The sequence below is a fragment of the Mycobacterium neglectum genome, assembly GCF_002591975.1.
Lineage (GTDB): Bacteria > Actinomycetota > Actinomycetes > Mycobacteriales > Mycobacteriaceae > Mycobacterium > Mycobacterium neglectum.
Genome location: NZ_NVQE01000044.1, coordinates 19599 through 40186, shown reverse-complemented (window position 1 = coordinate 40186; position 20588 = coordinate 19599). Strand labels below are relative to the sequence as shown.

The 20588-nt window shown below is 64.5% G+C and carries 18 protein-coding genes; 9 read left to right on the top strand and 9 right to left on the bottom strand.

The genetic code is table 11. From position 1 onward, the window contains the following. Positions 1-59 precede the first annotated feature (59 nt). On the top strand, positions 60-1187 hold the full coding sequence (locus tag CSQ99_RS25290) for a glycerate kinase (protein ID WP_099041748.1): 1128 nt from the start codon (positions 60-62) through the stop codon (positions 1185-1187). A gap of 2 nt (positions 1188-1189) precedes the next feature. Here the strand turns inward: CSQ99_RS25290 and CSQ99_RS25285 are convergent, their stop codons facing one another. The 4 genes from CSQ99_RS25285 to rpsB all read right to left on the bottom strand — a co-directional run bounded on the left by CSQ99_RS25285 (position 1190) and on the right by rpsB (position 5185). Continuing rightward, complete coding sequence (locus tag CSQ99_RS25285; protein WP_245909085.1) at positions 1190-1975, bottom strand: class I SAM-dependent methyltransferase; 786 nt, start codon at positions 1973-1975, stop codon at positions 1190-1192. Next, positions 1954-3396 (bottom strand): amidase, encoded by a 1443-nt coding sequence (locus tag CSQ99_RS25280; RefSeq protein WP_099041747.1) that lies wholly within the window; start codon positions 3394-3396, stop codon positions 1954-1956. Before CSQ99_RS25280 ends, CSQ99_RS25285 begins: the two co-directional genes overlap by 22 nt. A gap of 115 nt (positions 3397-3511) precedes the next feature. Beyond that, positions 3512-4327 (bottom strand): translation elongation factor Ts, encoded by an 816-nt coding sequence (tsf, locus tag CSQ99_RS25275; RefSeq protein WP_099041746.1) that lies wholly within the window; start codon positions 4325-4327, stop codon positions 3512-3514. 12 nt (positions 4328-4339) lie between these two features. Further along, the gene (rpsB, locus tag CSQ99_RS25270) at positions 4340-5185 is read right to left on the bottom strand and encodes a 30S ribosomal protein S2 (RefSeq protein ID WP_099041761.1); all 846 of its coding nucleotides are present in this window, start codon (positions 5183-5185) and stop codon (positions 4340-4342) included. Between the two features lie 283 nt (positions 5186-5468). Here rpsB and CSQ99_RS25265 point away from each other — a divergent pair, with 283 nt between their 5' ends. From CSQ99_RS25265 to CSQ99_RS25230, 8 genes are all read left to right on the top strand, one after another. Further along, on the top strand, positions 5469-5954 hold the full coding sequence (locus CSQ99_RS25265; protein ID WP_099041745.1) for a M23 family metallopeptidase: 486 nt from the start codon (positions 5469-5471) through the stop codon (positions 5952-5954). A gap of 285 nt (positions 5955-6239) precedes the next feature. Next, on the top strand, positions 6240-7223 hold the full coding sequence (locus CSQ99_RS25260) for an ABC transporter substrate-binding protein (RefSeq protein ID WP_099041744.1): 984 nt from the start codon (positions 6240-6242) through the stop codon (positions 7221-7223). Positions 7224-7254: 31 nt separating this feature from the next. Then, the gene (locus CSQ99_RS25255; protein ID WP_099041760.1) at positions 7255-8742 is read left to right on the top strand and encodes a sugar ABC transporter ATP-binding protein; all 1488 of its coding nucleotides are present in this window, start codon (positions 7255-7257) and stop codon (positions 8740-8742) included. Positions 8743-8792: 50 nt separating this feature from the next. Then, positions 8793-9875 (top strand): ABC transporter permease, encoded by a 1083-nt coding sequence (locus CSQ99_RS25250; RefSeq protein ID WP_099041759.1) that lies wholly within the window; start codon positions 8793-8795, stop codon positions 9873-9875. Beyond that, positions 9872-10873, top strand: coding sequence for an ABC transporter permease subunit (locus CSQ99_RS25245; protein ID WP_099041743.1), 1002 nt, complete (start codon positions 9872-9874; stop codon positions 10871-10873). The genes CSQ99_RS25250 and CSQ99_RS25245 overlap by 4 nt, the downstream gene beginning before the upstream one ends. Continuing rightward, a complete protein-coding gene (locus CSQ99_RS25240) occupies positions 10870-11907 on the top strand; it encodes a LacI family DNA-binding transcriptional regulator (protein ID WP_245909083.1) in 1038 nt (345 codons plus the stop codon). Before CSQ99_RS25245 ends, CSQ99_RS25240 begins: the two co-directional genes overlap by 4 nt. Next, the gene (gene araA / locus CSQ99_RS25235; RefSeq protein ID WP_099041742.1) at positions 11904-13415 is read left to right on the top strand and encodes an L-arabinose isomerase; all 1512 of its coding nucleotides are present in this window, start codon (positions 11904-11906) and stop codon (positions 13413-13415) included. Before CSQ99_RS25240 ends, araA begins: the two co-directional genes overlap by 4 nt. After that, on the top strand, positions 13412-14359 hold the full coding sequence (locus CSQ99_RS25230; protein WP_099041741.1) for an aldose 1-epimerase family protein: 948 nt from the start codon (positions 13412-13414) through the stop codon (positions 14357-14359). Before araA ends, CSQ99_RS25230 begins: the two co-directional genes overlap by 4 nt. On the opposite strand, the gene galK is transcribed toward CSQ99_RS25230, so the two are convergent. From galK to chvE, 5 genes are read right to left on the bottom strand one after another with little or no spacing between them, the layout of a single operon-like run. Further along, entirely contained in the window at positions 14356-15567 is a 1212-nt protein-coding gene (gene galK, locus CSQ99_RS25225; protein WP_099041740.1) for a galactokinase, read from the bottom strand. The two genes, CSQ99_RS25230 and galK, sit on opposite strands and share 4 nt — an antisense overlap. Next, complete coding sequence (gene galT, locus CSQ99_RS25220; protein ID WP_099041739.1) at positions 15564-16703, bottom strand: galactose-1-phosphate uridylyltransferase; 1140 nt, start codon at positions 16701-16703, stop codon at positions 15564-15566. Before galT ends, galK begins: the two co-directional genes overlap by 4 nt. A gap of 6 nt (positions 16704-16709) precedes the next feature. Continuing rightward, on the bottom strand, positions 16710-17969 hold the full coding sequence (gene mmsB, locus CSQ99_RS25215) for a multiple monosaccharide ABC transporter permease (protein ID WP_425437874.1): 1260 nt from the start codon (positions 17967-17969) through the stop codon (positions 16710-16712). Next, positions 17966-19507, bottom strand: coding sequence for a multiple monosaccharide ABC transporter ATP-binding protein (mmsA, locus tag CSQ99_RS25210; protein WP_099041738.1), 1542 nt, complete (start codon positions 19505-19507; stop codon positions 17966-17968). The genes mmsB and mmsA overlap by 4 nt, the downstream gene beginning before the upstream one ends. Beyond that, on the bottom strand, positions 19504-20586 hold the full coding sequence (gene chvE / locus CSQ99_RS25205) for a multiple monosaccharide ABC transporter substrate-binding protein (RefSeq protein WP_099041756.1): 1083 nt from the start codon (positions 20584-20586) through the stop codon (positions 19504-19506). Before chvE ends, mmsA begins: the two co-directional genes overlap by 4 nt. Positions 20587-20588 lie beyond the last annotated feature (2 nt).

Here is a 20588-nt window from a genome sequence, read left to right as displayed (position 1 = left end):
TGTGGTCAACTGTGGCCAGACGTCGTCCGTTTTCACTGACCCGAACGCTGATCCCGTTGATGAAGATAGTCCTGGCTCCTGACTCGTTCAAGGAGTCGATGAGCGCGACCGAGGCGGTCGCCGCGATGCGTGCCGGTGTTCTCGAGGTGATACCCGACGCCGAATGCGTCGGTGTTCCCATGGCCGACGGCGGAGAGGGCACTGTCGACGCTGTCGTCGACGCTCTGCATGGCCAGCACGTGGAGGCCGAAGTCTTCGATCCGCTTGGCCGACCGATCAACGCACGCTACGGCTACATCCCGCTTCGTCAGCTGGCGGTTATCGAAATGGCGGCCGCCTCCGGACTGGAACTCATTCCGCCGGACCAGCGAGACGTGTTGCGCGCCAGTACTTTCGGTGTCGGTCAGCTCATCCGGTCCGCACTCGATCGCGGGGCCGAGGAGCTGCTGATCGGACTCGGTGGATCGGCCACCAACGACGGCGGCGCCGGAATGCTCACCGCGCTGGGTGCGTCGTTCGTCGGCGCCGACGGCACCCCGCTGGCACCCGGCGGCGCCGCGCTGCGACACCTCGACCGCATCGACGTGTCCGGTCTGGACCCCCGGCTGGAGCATATCCGCATCCACGTGGCCTCCGACGTCACCGCACCACTTCTGGGATCCACCGGCGCCTCCGCGGTGTTCGGGCCTCAAAAGGGAGCCACACCAGCGGATGTGGAGATTCTGGAATCCGCGCTGACCCAGCTGGCCACCGTGACCTCGACTACGCTGGGGAAGACGAGCCCGCAGCGCCGGGGGGCCGGCGCTGCCGGTGGTTTGGGCTTCGCGCTGGTCGAGTTCCTCGGCGCCGAGAGCAAGCCCGGCGTCGACGAGGTCGCCGAGACCGTCGGTCTCGAGCGCGCGCTCCGCGGCGCCGCCTGGGTGTTCACGGGCGAAGGTAGCGTTGACGCTCAAACCGTCATGGGCAAAACACCTTTCGGCGTCGCCCAGACCGCGGGTCGGACCGGCGCGCGGGTAGTCATCTTCGCAGGCCGCGTGGCACCCGATGCCTCGGTGCTACTGGAGCACGGGGTGGAGCGCCTCGTCGCGATCACCGCGGAGGGCACACCTATCGAGCAGGCGCTGCGCGAGGGCGCCCAATCCCTGACGCGCGCCACCGCCGACTTCTGCCGCCACATCATCGGCTGACGTCAGAGAGGCCGTCGACCGATCCCAGCCATCATCATCGGCGTGCACACTCGGAGTTCCTCCTTGAATCGGGCAGATGCCGTCTCGGCGTCCTCGGCTGTGATCAATCCGGCATCGACGAGCCCACCGCGAAGGCTTTCGAAGGTCAACCGGAAGAAATCGAAACCCGGCGAGTCGGAATCGATGATGCGAACCCTGCCCTCGCCGCAGACCTCGGTGAACCCGGCGCCGGCGAGGTCGCCGATCACACGATTGCCGTAGTTTCGCTCGAATCCGGCTTGAGCCATGAAATCCAGAATCGAATCGGTGATCTTGCCGAATCGCTCGTCTTCATCATCGAAGCGGAAGGCGCTCCAGTCGTAATCCTCGATGACGATCCAGCCCCCGGGGCGCAGGGCGCTCGCCAACCGGTCGAGAATTTGTCGCCGATCAGTGAGATGTTCGAGGACAAGGCGCGAATGGACCAGATCGAATTCGGCCAGAGGCAGCTCGTCTTCGCGAATATCCATGCAGCGAACCGTGATCGAGTCACCGGCCAGGTGCTCGAAGAATCGGGTGTCGATGTCGACGGCAGTGACATGAGCACCGCGGCTCGCCATCCACTCGACGAGCGATCCGCCGCCCGCGCCAACCTCGAGACACTTCCAGCGCGGGCCGATGCCGAGGTCGTCGAGGAGCACCCGACTGCCCGGATCCCATAGCGCCTCCATGCCGGAGAGCCGTTCACGCTCGTGGGCGAACCCCTGATCGAGGATGTAGTCGCGGGTCATGACTGGATCCGCGCCCACGGGTGCGCCTCTTCGAGTTCGTAGGCCAACTCCAGCAGGCGGGCCTCGCGGCCGCGCGGACTCGACAGCATCATGCCGACCGGCAGGCCCGCAGAAGATTCCGCCAGCGGCAGCGAGATCGCAGGATCGCCGGTCGCGTTCTGCAGAGGGGTGAACGCCGCCCAGTCGACAAGTCGTTCCATCACGGTGTCGAAGTCCTGCAACGGGTCGAGGTGACCGATCGGTGGTGTGGCCTCGGCGAGCGTGGGCATCAACACGGAGTCGTATTGCTCGCCCAGTCTGGCAGTGATGCGGTATGACGCGGATAGCCTACGAATGGCCAGCGGCACCCTGTACAGGTTGCGCGCGGCCTTGCGGTCCAACCCGAGCGTGATGTTGTCCAGGCGCGTGCGATCGAAGCTGGGGCCGAACATCCGACGTCCCCCGCGGACCACCGCCATCGCCAAAAACGACCAGTAGACCAGGAAGTCGTCCTTGAAGCGGGCAGGGACCGGGTTATCGATCTCGGTGACCCGATGCCCCAGTTCCTCCAGCATGGCCGCTGTCTTCAGGGTCAGCTCGCGGATCTCCGGTGCCGAATCACGCGAAATCGATTGCGTGCACACGGCGATGCGGAGTCGCTGCTTGCTGGGCCGCGTAACATCGCCGATCGGTGCGAGCTTGGGGTTGCGATATACGCGCTCGGCTTCACGTAGGAACGCGGCGGTATCGCGCACCGATCGGGACACCACACCGTTGGCCACCAGGTGAAGCGGCATCTGGGCCGTCTCCTTGTCCAGCGGGATGCGGCCACGCGTCGGCTTCAATCCGACTAAGCCGTTGCAGGCAGCTGGAATTCGGATCGAACCGCCGCCGTCGTTGGCGTGAGCGATCGGAACGACGCCGGCTGCGACGAACGCGGCGGAGCCCGACGATGATGCGCCTGCGGTGTACTCCGTGTTCCACGGATTACGCACCGGTCCGATGCGCGGATGTTCGGCCGAACCGCTAAAGCCGAACTCCGACATCTGCGTCTTGCCCAACGGCACCAGCCCGGTGCCGAGGAACACTCGAGCGAATGCCCCGTCCGCGGACATGGGGTGCGGGTCCCACGCATCGGTGCCCTGCATCGTGGGCCAGCCCTTGACGGCGACGTTGTCCTTGATGAAGGACGGCACCCCGTCGAAGTAGCCGCCGAAGGCTCTCGTCGCAGCGGCGCGCATCCGGGCACGGTCGTACGCCTCGAACGCCAGACCGTTCAGCGCCGGGTTGACGGCCTCGGTGCGGGCGATCGCCGCATCGATGAGTTCGGCGGCCGATACGGTGCCCGCCCGCAAAGCCTCGACGAGGCCGACGGCGTCAAGGTCGCCAAGGGCGTCGTCGCCGAAGGCATGGCATCGGCCGTCTGCGCTTCGGCCGATGGCCTCATCACCACGTGTCATGTAGCGACGGTACCAAGTCGTACCACCGCGACGTACGAATGTGCGGCATTGCCGCCCATGGGCGAGAAACGCAAAAGACCCCCAGAAACCTGGGGGTCTTCGCGATAGAGCGAGGTTACGCCTGGCCGACCTCGAAGCGCACGAACCGCGTGACGGTAACGCCCGCCTCGTCGAGCAGCGCCTTCACCGTCTTCTTGTTATCGGACACCGACGGCTGATCCAGCAGCACGACGTCCTTGTAGAAACCGGTGACCCGGCCTTCGACGATCTTGGGCAGCGCCTGCTCGGGCTTGCCCTCTTCCTTGGCCGTCTCCTCGGCGATGCGTCGCTCGTTGGCGACGATGTCCTCGGGCACGTCCTCACGCGTGAGGTACTTCGCCTTCAACGCCGCGATCTGCAGTGCCACGGCGTGCGCCGCGTCCTTGTTCGACCCCGCGTACTCGACCAGCACACCCACAGCCGGCGGCAGGTCGGCGGCACGCTTGTGCAGGTACGTCTCGACGGTGCCGTCGAAGTAGGCGACACGGCGCAGTTCGAGCTTCTCGCCGATCTTCGCCGACAGGTCGGCAATGATCTGCTCGACCGTGGTGTCCCCGACCTTCGCGGCCTTGAGTGCCTCGATGTCGGTTGCCTTTGCCGCGGCAGCGGCGGCCACGATCTGGTCGGCAACAGACTGGAACTCGGCGTTCTTCGCGACGAAGTCGGTTTCCGAGTTCAGCTCGATCAGCGCACCGTCCTTCGCAGCGACGAGGCCCTCGGCGGTCGCACGCTCAGCGCGCTTTCCGATGTCCTTGGCGCCCTTGATGCGAAGAAGTTCGACCGCCTTGTCGAAGTCGCCGTCGGCTTCGACAAGTGCGTTCTTGGAGTCGAGCATGCCGGCGCCGGTGAGGTCGCGAAGGCGCTTCACATCGGCAGCGGTGTAGTTCGCCATATCAGCCTTTCCCTATGACTCTTGGGGTGTCTCGGTGGCGGGGGCGGCTTCGGCCCCGCCAGCCGCACCGGCCTGGGTGGATGCGGTCGCACCGGCGAGCAGTTCCTGCTCCCACTCGGCGAGCGGCTCGGCACCCTCGGCCTCGGGCTTGTCACCGTCACGGCCTGCGCCTGCGCGGGCCTGTAGACCCTCGGCGACCGCGGAGGCCACCACCTTGGTCAGCAGTGCGGCCGAGCGGATCGCGTCATCGTTGCCCGGAATCGGGTAGTCGACGAGATCGGGATCGCAGTTGGTGTCGAGGATCGCGATGATCGGGATGTTCAGCTTGCGAGCCTCCGCGACCGCGAGGTGCTCCTTGTTGGTGTCCACGACCCAGATTGCCGAAGGCACCTTCTGCATGTCGCGGATACCGCCGAGGGACCGCTCGAGCTTGTTCTTCTCGCGGGTCAGCATCAAGATTTCCTTCTTGGTGCGACCCTCGAAGCCACCGGTCTGCTCCATGGCCTCGAGTTCCTTGAGGCGCTGCAGGCGCTTGTGCACGGTCGAGAAGTTGGTGAGCATGCCGCCGAGCCAGCGCTGGTTCACGTAGGGCATGCCGACGCGGGTCGCCTCTTCGGCGATCGACTCCTGAGCCTGCTTCTTGGTGCCGACGAACATGATGCTGCCGCCATGGGCGACAGTCTCTTTCACGAACTCGTAGGCTTTGTCGATGTATGTCAGCGTCTGCTGCAGATCGATGATGTAGATGCCGTTGCGGTCGGTGAAGATGAACCGCTTCATCTTGGGATTCCAGCGACGGGTCTGATGCCCGAAGTGGGTGCCGCTGTCAAGCAGCTGCTTCATGGTTACAACAGCCATATCGGCCATGTCCTCTGGTTGTCGGTTGTCGTCCGGCGTCGGGGTGATGCCGAACCCTGGTGCCCGCTGGGATGCCAACCCGTCGGTGAGACGGGACCGTTGGCATCCGGATTGACCTTGTTGGAACCGGGTCATGTGCAGACACGCGAAGTCAGCCCGCGCAAGCGAGCTGCGGATAGGAGTTTACACGCTGAAACGGGTGCTTTTTCCACAGTGACCTGGCGGTCCACAGATCGCGGCCGGCGGCTGGCCTGGCGGCGGCCCGTCACGGTGAGCTGGGATCATGCGATGGATAGCGCTGTTGGCGGCGGCCCTCGCCCTAGCAGCACCGGCCTCCGCCGATGGCGAGCGACTGGAATGGCCGCTGAGGCCACGACCAGCGGTTATGCGCACATTCGATGCCCCGTCACCTGACTGGAAACCCGGCCACCGCGGCGTCGATCTGGCCGGGGTGCCGGATCAGCGGGTGTACGCGGCGGCGCCAGGGACCGTGGTGTTCGCCGGTGAGCTCGCCGGCCGGCCTGTGGTGTCGGTCGGCCATCCCGGCGGGTTGCGCACCAGCTATGAGCCCGTTTCGGCGTCCGTGCGGGCCGGCCAGCGGGTCGAGGCGGGCACGATGCTCGGCGAACTGCAGGACGGCCATGCCGGCTGCCCCGCAGTCGCCTGCCTGCACTGGGGTGCGATGTGGGGCCCCGCGTCGCAGGCCGACTATTTGGACCCGCTGGGCCTCGTCGTGAGCACGCCGATCCGCCTCAAGCCGGTGCGATAGCCGGCCCACCTCCTTGTCGAGACTGCTGACAGATCGCGAAATCACGGGAAATCGCGATCTGCCAGGGCCCCCGCGAAGCTGGCGACAGTCTCGACACACGGTCAGGCGCGGCGGTGTTGTGAGCGATCACAACTTCGACAACAGCACTATGAGCTGGGCATGCGAGCCTTGACAACCTCAAAAAGTGAACGCTAACATTTTGGCTCTGTAATGCGGGCCACTTTCGTCTTCTCTTGTGATGCGAGACATCTCTGGGGATACCCGCCGGACACAAAGGAGTGACGGATGAAAAAGGCGTTGATGGCGGCGATTGGGGCGGCGCTGATCGCAGCGACTGCAGCATGCGGAAGCGGGCCCGCGCCGGACGGAGGCGGAGGCGGAGGTGACGACGGCACCATCACGATGGGCTTTTCCCAAGTCGGCGCCGAGAGCGGATGGCGGACCGCCAATACCAAGTCGGTGCAGGAGGCCGCCGAGGCCGCAGGCATCGATCTGAAATTCTCCGATGCGAATGGAAAGCAGGAGAATCAGATCTCGGCGATCCGGTCGTTCATCCAGCAGGGTGTCGACGTGATCGCCTTCAGTCCGGTGGTACGGACCGGTTGGGACGCCGTACTCCAAGAGGCCAAGAACGCCAACATTCCCGTGATCTTGACCGATCGGGCCGTGGACACCCAGGTGCCTGATGCTTTTGAAACGTTTGTCGGCGCCGACTTCGTCGACGAGGGCAAGCGTGCCGGGCAATGGGTCGTCGATCAGTACCAGGGACAGACGCAGCCGGTGAATATCGTTGTGCTCGAGGGCACCACCGGGGCCGATCCGGCCATCGATCGCAACACCGGATTCAATGAGGCCATCGCAGTGGCGCCGAACCTGACAGTGATCGCCTCGCAGACAGGCGATTTCACCCGCTCTGGCGGCAAGCAGGTGATGGAGGCGTTCTTGAAGGCCAATCCCGACATCGACGTCGTGTTCGCGCAGAACGACGACATGGGCCTGGGCGCGGTCGAGGCCATTCAGGCGGCGGGTAAGGCACCCGGCGAGGACATCAAGATAGTCGCCGTCGACGCGACGAATGACGGTATGAGTGCGCTGGCCGAAGGCAAGTTCAACTTTCTCGTTGAGTGCAACCCCCTTCTCGGTCCGCAACTGATGGAGTTGGCGCAGCAGGTAGTGGCCGGCGAACCGGTGCCACAGCGCGTCGTGGTGCCCGACCAGACCTTTGATCAGCAACAGGCGATCGAAGCATTGCCGAGCAGGCAGTACTGAGCCCGTGGTTGCCACCACGCCGATCGTGCAGATGCACGACATCAGCGTGACATTCCCTTCGGTCAAAGCGCTCGAGAGCGTGGACTTCCAGTTGTTCGGGGGCGAAGTCCACGCATTGATGGGCCAGAACGGCGCCGGCAAGTCGACGCTGATCAAGGCGCTCACAGGTGTGTATGACATCGACTCCGGCGTCATCACCGTCGACGGGACGGCGCAGCGGTTCACAACACCACGCCAGGCGCAGGACGTCGGAATCTCCACGGTCTATCAGGAGGTCAACCTGTGCCCCAATCTGACCGTGGGCGAGAACATCCTGCTGGGCCGCGAACCACGGCGCTTCGGTCGGATCATCTACCGGGCATTGCACGATCAGGCAGGCACCCTGTTAAACCAATTGGAACTCGACGTCGATCCCAGGTCGACGCTGGGCTCACACCCGATTGCCGTTCAACAACTGGTCGCGATCGCGCGAGCCACCGCGGTGTCGGCCAAGGTGCTGGTCCTCGACGAGCCGACATCCAGCCTGGACGCCGACGAAGTCAGCGAACTCTTCCGCGTCGTTCGCCGACTCCGCGATGCGGGCACGGCGGTGCTGTTCGTCTCCCACTTCCTCGACCAAGTGTACGAGATCGCAGACCGAATGACGGTGCTGCGCAACGGAAAGACCGTCGGCGAGTGGATGGTAGCTGACCTGGATCCTCATCGCCTCATCGCCGCGATGCTGGGCCGCGAACTCGACGTTCTCGACGAAATCGCCGACGAAGCTTCAGAACTCAGAGTCGATACTTGCGCGGCGCCGATCGTGTCGGTCGAACGGATCGCACGGACACCGCGCATCAAGCCGACGGATCTGACGTTCCGCGCGGGCGAAGTGGTCGGACTTGCCGGACTGCTCGGGTCCGGCCGCACCGAGTTGGCCCGACTGGTGTTCGGCGCCGACCGGGCGACCGGCGGACGCATCCTCGTCGACGGCGTCTCGACGTCCATCCGGTCACCTCGGTCGGCCATCGCAGCCAGGTTCGCGTTCAGCTCCGAGAACCGGAAGGGTGAAGGGATCGTCGCCGAGCTATCCGTCCGCGACAACTTGGTGCTGGCATTGCAGGCACGACGCGGGTTCGCCAGGCCACTGTCGAGCCGGACGAAGAACGAACTCGTCACGCGTTACATCGAAATGCTCGACATCCGGCCCGCCGAACCCGATATCGCCATCAAGGATCTCAGTGGCGGCAACCAGCAAAAGGTGCTTCTCGCTCGCTGGCTGATCACGGCACCGCGGCTGTTGATACTCGACGAACCGACGCGCGGCATCGACATCGGAGCCAAGGCCCAGATCCAGAAACTGATCACCGAGCTGTCTGCCGACGGTATGGCAGTGCTGTTCATTTCCGCCGAACTCGACGAGGTCGCCCGAATCAGCAACCGCATCGCGGTGTTGCGCGACGGCCTCACGGTGACCGAGATCGACGGCGGTTGTGCCGTATCCGATCTCACCGAACTCATCGCAACAGGTAACCGGTGATGGCGCGGGCGCTGACGAAGAACCCGACGCAAAGTCCTGCCGTCCGGAAAATGCTTGCCTCACCGTTGATCTGGCCAGCGTTGGCCTTGCTCGCACTGATACTCATCAACGTCGTTCTCACCCCGCAGTTCCTGTCAATTCGGGTACACGACGGGCATCTGTACGGCAGCATGATCGACATCCTGCGCAACGGCGCGCCGACCATGCTCGTCGCCTTGGGGATGACCCTCGTGATCGCCTCGCGTGGAATCGATCTCTCAGTAGGCGCGGTGGTCGCCATCTCCGGCGCGCTCGCATGTTCACATTTGGCCTCCGCGGCCGACGCGGCAAGCGCCACGGCCATCGCGACAGCCATGGCCGTGGCCCTGGGTGCCGCGGCCGTGCTCGGGCTGTGGAACGGCGCACTGGTCTCTGTCTTCGGCATCCAACCGATCATTGCAACGCTGGTGTTGATGACGGCCGGCCGCGGTATCGCTCTGCTCATCACCGAGGGCCAGATCCTCACCGTTACCAGTGAACCGTTCAAGGCGCTCGGCGCGGGATACGCGTTCGGGCTGCCGATTGCGGTTCTGGTGAGCCTGAGCGTGTTCGTCTGCGTCGGACTGGTTACGCGGCGCAGTGCATTGGGCATGCTGTTGGAAGCCGTCGGCGTCAACCCCGAAGCAAGCAGGCTCGCCGGGGTACGGCACCGCTCCATCGTGTTCGCCGTGTACGTCTTTTGTGCGTTGTGCGCCGGTGTCGCGGGACTGATGATCGCATCCAACATCTCGGCTGCCGACGCGAACAACGCCGGGTTGTGGATCGAGATGGATGCCATCTTGGCCGTCGTCATCGGCGGGACGTCACTACTGGGTGGCAAGTTCAGCCTGACCGGAACTCTACTGGGCGCGTTGATCATTCAGACGTTGACCACCACGGTCTACACCGCGGGCATCACACCGGAGACCACGTTGGTCTTCAAGGCCGCTGCGGTCATCATGGTGTGCCTGCTACAGGCGCCAAAGTTCCGGCAGATGTTGCGCCGCAAAGGCCGTAACGACACCGCGGGGCAGACGCGCAAACCCGCCGCGGCTCCCGACCCCGCGGCGACCGAGAACGCCGCGACAACGTCGGGGAAGGTGAACGCCTCGTGAGTGTCGACACCGCACCGCGGCCCCGTTTCCTCGCCCCCGCCGCAGTCAACCGCCTCCGGGGCCGATATATCTCGCCGTTGGCATCGGCACTCTTGTTCGTCGCATTGTTCGGGTTCGTCGTGATGCGCTACGACTTCGCGAGTCCGACGCAGCTCTTCCTGAACCTGTTCATCGACAATTCCTATCTGATTGTGCTCGCAGTGGGAATGACGTTCGTGATCCTCACTGGTGGAATAGATCTCAGCGTCGGATCGGTTGTCGCACTAACCACCGTCGTCCTGGCCAAGACCCTGCAGGCCGGCTGGCCCACACCGGTGGCCCTCGTGGTGGTGCTGGCGATCGGTCCCCTGCTGGGTCTGGTCATGGGTTTGATCATCGAGTACATCGAGGTGCAGCCGTTCATCGTCACATTGGCCGGAATGTTTCTGGCCCGCGGACTGTGCTACGTGGTCAGCGTCGACACCCTGCCGATCAACGACCCCTTCCTGCGGGGGCTCGGTATGAAATACCTGTATGTCTGGGATGCGAACTTCATCCGCCCCGCCGTCGTCGTAGCGCTGGTGGTGGTAGCGGTGGCCGCGTACGTGCTGCACCAAACTCGCGGCGGACGAACGATCTACGCGATCGGAGGTAACCGCCAGTCGGCGACCCTCATGGGGCTGGCAGCGGCGCGCGCACGCGTGTCGGTCTATGTGGTCAGCGGCTTCTGCGCATCGCTTGCCGGCTTGCTGCTGGCCGTGCAGAAGCTATCCGGATACAGCCTCAACGGTGTCGGGCTCGAACTCGATGCCATCGCGGCGGTGGTGATCGGCGGCGTGTTGCTTTCCGGCGGAGTCGGTTTCGTCATCGGCTCGGTGATCGGCGTACTGGTGCTCGGCACCATACAGACCCTGGTCACCGCGCAGAACCTCGACTCGTACTGGACACGAATCGTCACCGGCGTGCTACTCCTGCTGTTCGTGCTGGTGCAGCGCGCCCTGTCCAGGAAGTCACCGTGACCCCCGATCCGGCATCGCGGCGCCCGGTGATGGCGGACGTGGCGCGCCTGGCAGGGGTATCGCATCAGACGGTTTCGCGAGTGATCAACGGATCCAGCAACATCAAGCCGGCCACCAGATCCCGTGTAGAGCATGCGATCGCGGCATTAGGCTACCGGCCAAACACAGCCGCGCGCGCGTTGGTCACCCGACGCTCCAAGACCATCGGCATCATCGCCAGTAACACCTCTCAGCACGGCCCGGCCAGCATCCAGCACTCGCTGCAAGAGGCCGCCAGGGCCGCCGGTTACTTCAGTAGCGTGGTGACGCTGTCGGCGGTCACCCACGAAGAACTTCGCGACGCCCTCGACTATCTCGACCGCCAATCGGTCGAAGCGATCGTCATGATCGCAACGCAGCATGACGCACTTGCGGTGGTGCGTGCCGAAACCACTTCCACGCCATTGGTTGTCGTCGAGGGTGAGCTGTCCGGTCGCGGGCTTTCGGTCGGTGTCGATCAGATGGCCGGCGCACGGCTGGCCACCGAACATTTGGTCGAGCTCGGACATCGCCGCATCGTTCACGTCTCTGGCCCGCGAAGTTGGACTGAGGCCCGCGCCCGCCACGCCGGCTACGTCGATGTGATGCACGCGGCCGGGCTGCCGGTCGACACCGACTTCGAAGGCGACTGGAGTCCCTCGTGCGGCTACGAGATCGGCCGCCGACTCGCCAGCCGCGCCGACTTCACCGCAGTGTTCGCGGCCAACGACCAGATGGCGATGGGTGTGCTGCACGCCTTTGTGCAGTCAGGACTTCGAGTGCCCCAGGACGTCAGCCTCGTCGGGTTCGACGACATCCCGGAGTCGGCCTATACCAATCCGTCATTGACGACGATCCACCAGGATTTCCATCTAGTCGGGCAGCGGGCCATCGACGTTGTCACCGCAATTCTCAACGGGGTTTCGATGGCCACCCCCCTGATACCCCCTGAGCTGGTGATACGGGGTAGCACGTGCGGCCCCGCGCCGGAGCGCCAGAAAGGACACACGACATGATCGGTTCCCGCATCGTCGACAGCGAGGTGTGGTTCGTCACCGGCAGCCAGTCAATGTACGGCTCCGAAACCCTCGAACAGGTCGCAAACCAGTCGCGCGAGATCGCCGCTGTACTCGACGACGCCGCCGAAATACCGCTGCGTGTGCGCTGGATGCCAACTGTCGTGTCCTCCGACGCGATCGCCGCATTGATCTCCGACGCCAATCGGTCTCCGAACTGCGTTGGGGTCATCGCCTGGATGCACACGTTCTCCCCCGCCAAGATGTGGATCCGCGGCCTGCGTGAGCTGCACCGCCCGCTGCTACACCTACACACCCAATTCGGTGTCGAATTGCCATGGGCAACCATCGATATGGACTTCATGAACCTGAACCAGGCCGCGCATGGTGATCGCGAGTTCGGCTACATCCAATCGCGACTGTCGGTACCCCGCAAGACCGTCGCCGGTCATGTCAGCGACCCTGCGACCCGGCGCCGGATCGGCGCTTGGGTACGTGCGGCGCTGGGCCGCGCCGAGATCAGCACGCTGAAGGTGGCGCGTTTCGGCGACAACATGCGCAATGTCGCGGTGACCGACGGCGACAAGGTGGAAGCCGAAGCACACTTCGGCGTTTCGGTGAACAGCTATGCCGTCAACGACCTCGTCGACTCCGTCGCACGCGTCGCGGAGGAAGACGTCGACAAACTGATCCGGGAATACCGCGATCGCTATGAGGTGGCCGACGAACTGCTGCCCGGCAAGTCCCGACATTCATCACTGCGTGACGGCGCACGCATCGAACTGGGTCTGCGACGATTTCTCGAGCAGGGCGGATTCCAGGCCTTCACAACGAATTTCGAGGACCTTGGCGGACTTCGTCAACTGCCCGGACTGGCGGTTCAGCGGCTGATGGCCGACGGCTACGGGTTCGGCGGCGAGGGCGACTGGAAGACGGCGGTCATGCTGCGGACCATCAAGGCGATGGCCGAGGGTCTCCCCGGAGGCACATCGTTCATGGAGGACTACACCTACGACCTGACGCTGGGACGGGAACGCATACTCGGTGCCCATATGCTCGAGGTGTGCCCGTCGATCGCGGGTGCGCGCCCGACCCTGGAGGTTCATCCGCTGTCGATCGGCGACCGCGATGACCCGGTGCGACTGAGGTTCACCGCGGCTCCCGCCAACGCGGTGATCGTCGGCATCGCCGATATGGGTTCGCGATTCAGATTGGTGGCCAACGAGGTTCGTGTCGTTGAACCCGATGCGCCGCTACCCAAACTGCCGGTCGCGTGCGCGGTCTGGCAGCCGCTGCCGAATTGGGCGATCGCCACGGAGGCGTGGTTGACCTCCGGCGCACCCCATCACACTGTGCTGACAACCGCTCTGGGCACCGAATCGATCGAGGATTTCGCGACAATGACAGGGACTGAGTTGCTCGTCATCGATGCCGACACCACGATGCGATCCTTCGCCCGCGAATTGCGTTGGAACGACGCTTATCACCATCTGGCGGTCGGTCTGTGACGACGATACGCGACGCGCCTCGCACATGCGGCGACGAATATGAACTCAGTCTGCAGTCGACGCGCACGGTGCGAGCGGTGATCACCAGTGTCGGCGCGGGGATCCGGTCCCTGTCCGTCGACGGCGTCGCTCTATGCCCTGACTACGACACGAGGGACGTCCGGCCGTTCTACAGTGGCGTCGCGCTCGCGCCGTGGCCCAACCGGATCCGTGACGGCCGGTGGAGCCACGACGGCGTCCCCCACCAACTCGACATCACCGAGCCCGACCTGGGCAACGCGCTACACGGCCTGCTGTGCTTCACCGAGTACCGGATCGTGCATCGCGGTCCCGGCGAAATCTCACTCGCGGCACCTGTTCATCCACAACACGGCTATCCCTTCCACCTCCATACCGAAGTCCGCTACGTATTGACCGACGACGGCTTGCGCGTCACCCACTTCGTGCGCAACTCAGGTGATGCCAGTGCGCCCGTCGCGCTGGGAGCACATCCGTTCCTGACAGTCGGCGACGTGCCCGCGGACCAGCTCATCCTCACCGTTGCCGCCGACTCCCACATCGAGGTCGATTCGCGCCTCAATCCGGTAGGAGTGCACCGGGTGGACGGCACCCGGTGGGACCTGCGCTCCGGATGCGCAGTAGCAGAACTCGACCTCGATGATGCGTGGACCGATCTGCACATTGTCGCCGGGACCAGCACACACACCCTTTATGCGCCCGACGGACGATCTGTATCACTGTGCGCGGACCAGACATTCGGCCATGTGCACGTATTCGTCACCCGGCGCTACCCCCGTGCAGGCAGAGTGGTCACCGCAGTGGCGGTGGAACCGATGACTGCACCGGCCGACGCGTTCAACAGCCAGTCCGGCCTGCGTTGGCTGGCGCCGGGCGAGGCGTTTTCAGCATCCTGGTCGATCCGCTATCGGGAGGACGGGCCCTAGATTCGCCGCGCCGCAGCGGATGCGGCGACGATCATCATGTCCGGAGCGGGCAGATCGGCTGCCCGCGCAGCGCGGGCGACGGCGTCAGCGACTGTATCGACGCGGCCGGTGTCGACCAGCGCGATCGCCGACCCGCCGAATCCGCCGCCCATCATCCTTGCTCCGAGCGCACCCGCACCGAGCGCAGCGTCGACTGCCGAGTCGAGCTCAGCGCAGCTGACTTCGAAGTCGTCTCGCAGCGAGCGGTGGGAAGCACTCAACAACGGCCCGATGCCCCCCAACTCCCCCGCGCGCAGCCGGTCCACGACCGAATTGACCCGCCGGTTCTCGGTCAGCACGTGGCGCAGCGCGGGTCGAAGGCCGGGATTGCCCACAGTCGCCAGATCGAGGATGTCGTCGACGTCGGGTGCGTCACGCAACGTCGGAAGGTCCATCGCGGCGCACACCCGCTCCACCCGCGCCCGGCGGCGCGCATAGCCGCCGTCGGCGAGCCGGTGCGGAGCGTTGGTATTGATGGCCAGTAGCCGCAACCCGGCCGCCTCGGCGTCGAACGGATGGTGTTCGACGGTGAAGTCGGCGCAGTCGAGCACCATCAGATGACCGTCGCGGGCGCGTAGTGACACCGACTGATCCATTCCGCCGGTGGGGGCCCCAACCACGATGTTCTCGGCGGTCACGCAGTCTCTGGCCAAGACCACTCGCTCCGGCGGTCCGGTTTGCGCACCACACTGATCGGCAACAGCAAGGGCAACAGCGCATTCCAGGGCGGCCGAACTGGAAAGGCCGGCGCCCTGCGGCACGGAGGAATGCACCGCGATGTCGAGCCCGGGCAGGGACGGAATAGTTCCACCGCGGAACATGGCCCACGGAACTCCGGCCGCGTAACCGGCCCAGTTCGCCGGGCGGCCTGGACCGATGTCGACGATCCGACCTGCCCAATGCAACAACTGTCCGGTCGAAACGCACCGCACGGTGTCGTCGTCGCGGATGCGCACGGCGACGGCGGTCGCGTATGGCAATGCGAAGGGCACAACGCGACCGCGCAGATAGTCGACATGCTCGCCGATCAGATTCACCCGCCCTGGCGCCAGCCAGACACCGTCAGGCGATCCCCCGAAGGCGGTGTTGAATGCCGCCGTCGCGCGGCCGGCAAGCTCGTCGTCGGGAATCGGCCACACCCATCGTGTCTCGGTTACCGCGTGACTCATGCGATCTCCCTCATACGATCGGCAATCCGCTCCGGGGTGGTGTCGTTGATCCAGGCGCCCATTCCCGATTCAGAACCTGCCAGGTACTTGAGCCGCCCCGGTGAACGCATCACCGAGAACAACTGCAGATGCAGGCGGCCCAGCTCACGATCATCGCCAACCGGCGCTTGGTGCCAAGCCGCGATATAGGGCGTCTCGTGCACACCTTCGAAGAACCGGTCTACGCGGGCCAACAGATCAAGATAGACCGTTGCCAATTCATCTTTTTCGCCTTCGGACACCGCGGTGAAGTCCGGTACGTCGCGGTGCGGGACGAGGTGGACCTCCAACGGCCAGCGCGCGGCCGCGGGCACGAAGGCCGACCAATGCTCACCCCGGTACACGACGCGACGACCCGAATGTTGCTCTGCAGCCAGCACATCGGCGAGCAGGTGGCCACCGGTGCTGGCGCGGTGCGCACGGGCCTGACGTAACAGAGCTTCGGTGCGTGGTGGCAGATATGGGTAGGCGAAGATCTGCCCGTGTGGGTGTGTGAGCGTTACACCGATTTCGCGGCCGCGGTTCTCGAAGCAGAACACCTGCTCGACTCCTGGCATCGCCGACAGGTCGGCCGTGCGATCAGCCCACACATCGATCACCATCCGCGCCCTGCGGTGCCCGAGCGTGGCGAAGCGCGCGGTCGGATCGCTGGTGAAGCAGACCACTTCGCAACGGCCGGCACCGGCCCGGAGCGGCCACAGTGGTTCGGAGTCGACGAAAGGCGCAAGACGCTGTGCGGCCGCCCGCGGCGAGAGCGCCGGGAACCTGTTCTCGAACACCACCACGTCGTAGTCGGCCGCGGGAATCTCCGTCGGCGCAGTACCTGCTCTTGACGGTGCGAGCGGTGATGCCTCCGGCGGAGGAAGGAAGGTCCGGTCCATCCGCTCGGCCGCCACGGCGATCCACTCGCCGGTCAGCACGTCGTAACGCAACTGGGAATCCGAAACAGCCGGCGGCAGCGCACGCGTGTCGGTAGCGGCGCGGTAGTCAGTGGACACCGCCGTCGCCTCATCGTCGTAGTAGATCAGTTCGCGTCCGTCGGCCAGGGTCGTGACCGTCTTACGGATGGTCGGTGTGTTCGGGCGAGGTGTTGGCATCGCCGCCTATTGTCCGCCCCTGCGCTTGTTGTAGACGTCGAATCCGACCGCCGCCAACAACACGAGGCCCTTGATCACCTGCTGCACGTCGCTGCCGATGCCGAGGATCGACATGCCGTTGTTCAGCACACCGAGCACCAGACCGCCGACAATGGCGCCGAAGACCGTACCAACCCCGCCGCTGGAGGACGCCCCACCGATGAAGGCGGCCGCGATGGCCTCTAGTTCGAAGTTGATACCAGCTTGCGGTGTCGCGGAGTTCAGCCGTGCGGCGAACAGGAGACCGGCCACCGCGGCAAGCGCCCCCATGTTAACGAACACCAACAGCGTGACCCGCCGGTTGCGCACGCCTGAGAGTGCGGCAGCCGCGGCGTTTCCGCCGACGGCGTACACCTGCCTGCCGAACACCGTGTTACGCATCAGGAATGCGTACACCAACGTCAGCACCACCAGGATGATTCCGACGATCGGGACACCGCGGTAACTGGCGAGCAGCAATGTGACCGCGCCGAGCGCGGCGACGATGCCCGCACATTTGGCGACGAACAACCACGGCGCCGACACCTGCTGCCCGAAGCGGATCTGGGATCGGCGACGGCGGATCTGCATGATCACCGCGACGACCATGATCACAGCGCCGAGAATGATTGTGGGCCAATGGTAGAGCGCCTTGGTACCCCACTCCGGCAGGAATCCGCTACTGATGCGTTCGAGCCCAGCCGGCATCGGGGCGATGGATTGTCCCTGGAGAAGATACTGGGTGGCGCCACGGAAGATCAGCATGCCGCCGAGCGTCACGATGAACGACGGAATCCCGACGTAGGCGATCCAGAAGCCCTGCCAGGCTCCGATGAGAGCGCCCATCGCGACGCACAACACGACCGCGAGAATCCACGGTATGTCGTTGCGCACCATAAGCACTGCCGACAGCGCGCCGGTGAAGGCCGCGATCGAACCGACTGACAAGTCGATGTGTCCGTTGATGATGACGATGACCATTCCGATCGCCAACACCAGAATATAGCCGTTCTGCTGAATGATGTTGGTGACGTTCAAAGGCTTGAGCAGGATTCCGTCGGTCCAGATCTGGAACAACGCGACGATGGCCACCAGCGCCACCACCATGCCCGACTGGCGGACGTGGGACATCAGAAACCGGGTCAGCCGATCCCGCAAACCAGTTCGGTGGGGCGGTGATTCGCCGTTCTGCGGTGAAGCCTGCGAACCGCCAGATGATGGCATCTCATTTCGGATGGTGGCGGTCACTGTCCGCGTCCTTTCATCATGTAGCGCATCAGGGTCTCCTGATCGGCGTCGGCGCGGTCGACCACGCCCGTGAGTCTGCCCTGGCTCAGTGTGTAGATCCGGTCGCAAAGGCCGAGCAGCTCCGGAAGTTCGGAGGAGATGACGATCACCGCCTTGCCTCGCGAAGCCAATTCATTGATGATCGCGTAGATCTCGTACTTGGCCCCGACGTCGATCCCGCGGGTCGGCTCGTCGAGGATCATCACGTCGGGATCGGTGAACAGCCACTTGGACAGCACGACCTTCTGCTGATTGCCCCCGGACAGCTTGCCTGTCACCGTCGATGCGGACGACGCCTTGATCCGCATGGATTCACGGAACCGTTCGCCCACCTGTGTCTCACCGTGGAAATCGATGATCGAGCGACGGCTGACTTTTGACAGCGACGGCAGGGTGATACTGGTGGCTATGTCGTCCATCAGATTGAGCCCCAGCTGTTTACGGTCCTCAGTGACGTAAGCCAATCCATTTCGAATCGCGGCCGACACCGTTGCGGTGCTGATCTCGCGGCCGCCCTTCCTGACGGTGCCGCTGACGTAGCCGCCATAACTGCGACCGAAGACACTCATCGCCAGCTCGGTGCGGCCCGCTCCCATGAGTCCGGCCAGACCGACGATCTCACCCGCCCGAACCTCGAAGGTCACGTCGTCGACGACCTTGCGCTGCTGGTCGATCGGGTGCAGCACCGTCCAGTTTGACACCGAAAACGCCACCTCACCGATCTCGCGGTGCTCACGGGGCGGGAAGCGGTCTGTCAAGTCGCGACCGACCATTGCGCGAACGACACCGTCTTCGGTGAGGTCGTCGTCTACGGGCACCGTTTCGATGGTGTGGCCATCGCGCAACGTGGTGACCGTGTCGGCGATCTGAAGCACCTCGTTGAGCTTGTGCGAGATGATGATCGAGGTGATGCCGTTGCTGCGTAGACCGGTGATCAGGTCCAGAAGATGGCGGCTATCGGAATCGTTGAGCGCGGCGGTCGGCTCGTCAAGGATGAGCAGCCGCACATCCTTCGACAGCGCTTTGGCGATCTCGACAAGCTGCTGCTTTCCCACCCCGATATCGGCGACCCGTGTCTGGGGGCTCTCATGCAAACCCACCCGGTCGAGCAGTCGCTGCGCGGCCGCCAGTGTGCGATCCCATGCGATGACGCCGAATCGCTGATTTTCGTTACCGAGGAACATGTTCTCGGCGATCGACAGGTAGGGCACCAGCGCGAGTTCCTGGTGGATGATCGCGATACCGGCACGCTCGCTGGAACGAATGTCCTTGAATTCACACCGCTTGCCGTCGAGCAGGATTTCCCCGTCGTAGCTGCCGTGCGGGTACACGCCGCTGAGGACCTTCATCAGGGTGGACTTACCTGCGCCGTTCTCGCCGCAGATCGCGTGGATCGCACCCGCCCGCACCGTCAGATCGACGTCCGACAGGGCCCTGACTCCGGGGAATTCCTTTGTGATTCCACGCATCTCGAGTAGGGCCGTCGGCGACTCGCTCATTGCACCTGGGCCTCGGAGTAGTACCCCGAGTCCACCAGCACCTGCTTGTAGTTGGACTTGTCGACGCTCACCGGCTGCAGCAGATAGGACGGCACCACCTTGACCCCGTTGTCGTAGGTCTCGGTGTCGTTGACCATCGGCTCCCCGCCGGTGAGCACGGCATCGGATTCCTGCACAGCGGCCTTGGCCAACTCCCGGGTGTCCTTGAACACCGTCTGGGTCTGCTCACCGGCGACGATCGACTGCACGGATGCCAGCTCGGCGTCCTGACCCGTCACGATCGGCAGGGGCTTGGCGGCGTTCCCGTATCCGGCGCTCTTGAGCGCCGAGATGACGCCACGCGAGATTCCGTCGTACGGGGAGAGCACCGCGTGCACGGGCACCGTCGTATATGCCTGCGACAGCAGGTTGTCCATCCGCGACTGCGCTAGACCGCCGTCCCAGCGCAGGGTAGCCACCTGGTCGAAATTCGTCTGTCCGCTGCGGACCACGAACTCGCCGCGGTCGATGTGGGGGGCCAGCACGCTCATCGCGCCGTCAAAGAAGTAAATCGAGTTGTTGTCGTCGGGCGACCCCGCGAACAGCTCGATGTTGAACGGACCCGCGCCTTGCCCCGGCTTCAGCTGTTCGACGATGTAATTAGCTTGCAGCACACCGACTTTGAAGTTGTCGAACGTCGCATAGTAATCGACGTCCGGAGTGCCTTTGATCAGCCTGTCGTAGCTGATTACCGGGATGTTGTTGGCCTTGGCGTTCTGCAGCGTGCTCGTCAGCGACGAGCCGTCGATCGGCGCGATCACCAGCAACTGCACACCCTTGGTGATCATGTTCTCGATCTGTGAGACCTGGTTCTGGACCACGTCGTCGCCGTACTGCAGGTCGGTCTGGTAACCGAGGGCCTCGAACTGGTCGACCATGTTCTGACCGTCGGCCACCCACCGCTCCGAGGACTTGGTTGGCATCGAGATCCCAATGGTGCCCTTTGCGGTGTCGGCGCTCTCGGACTCGTCGGCGCGGCCGCAGCCGGCCAACGCGAGCAGGGCGACCAGAAGGGCGCCGATCCAGCGGACCTTTCTCATGT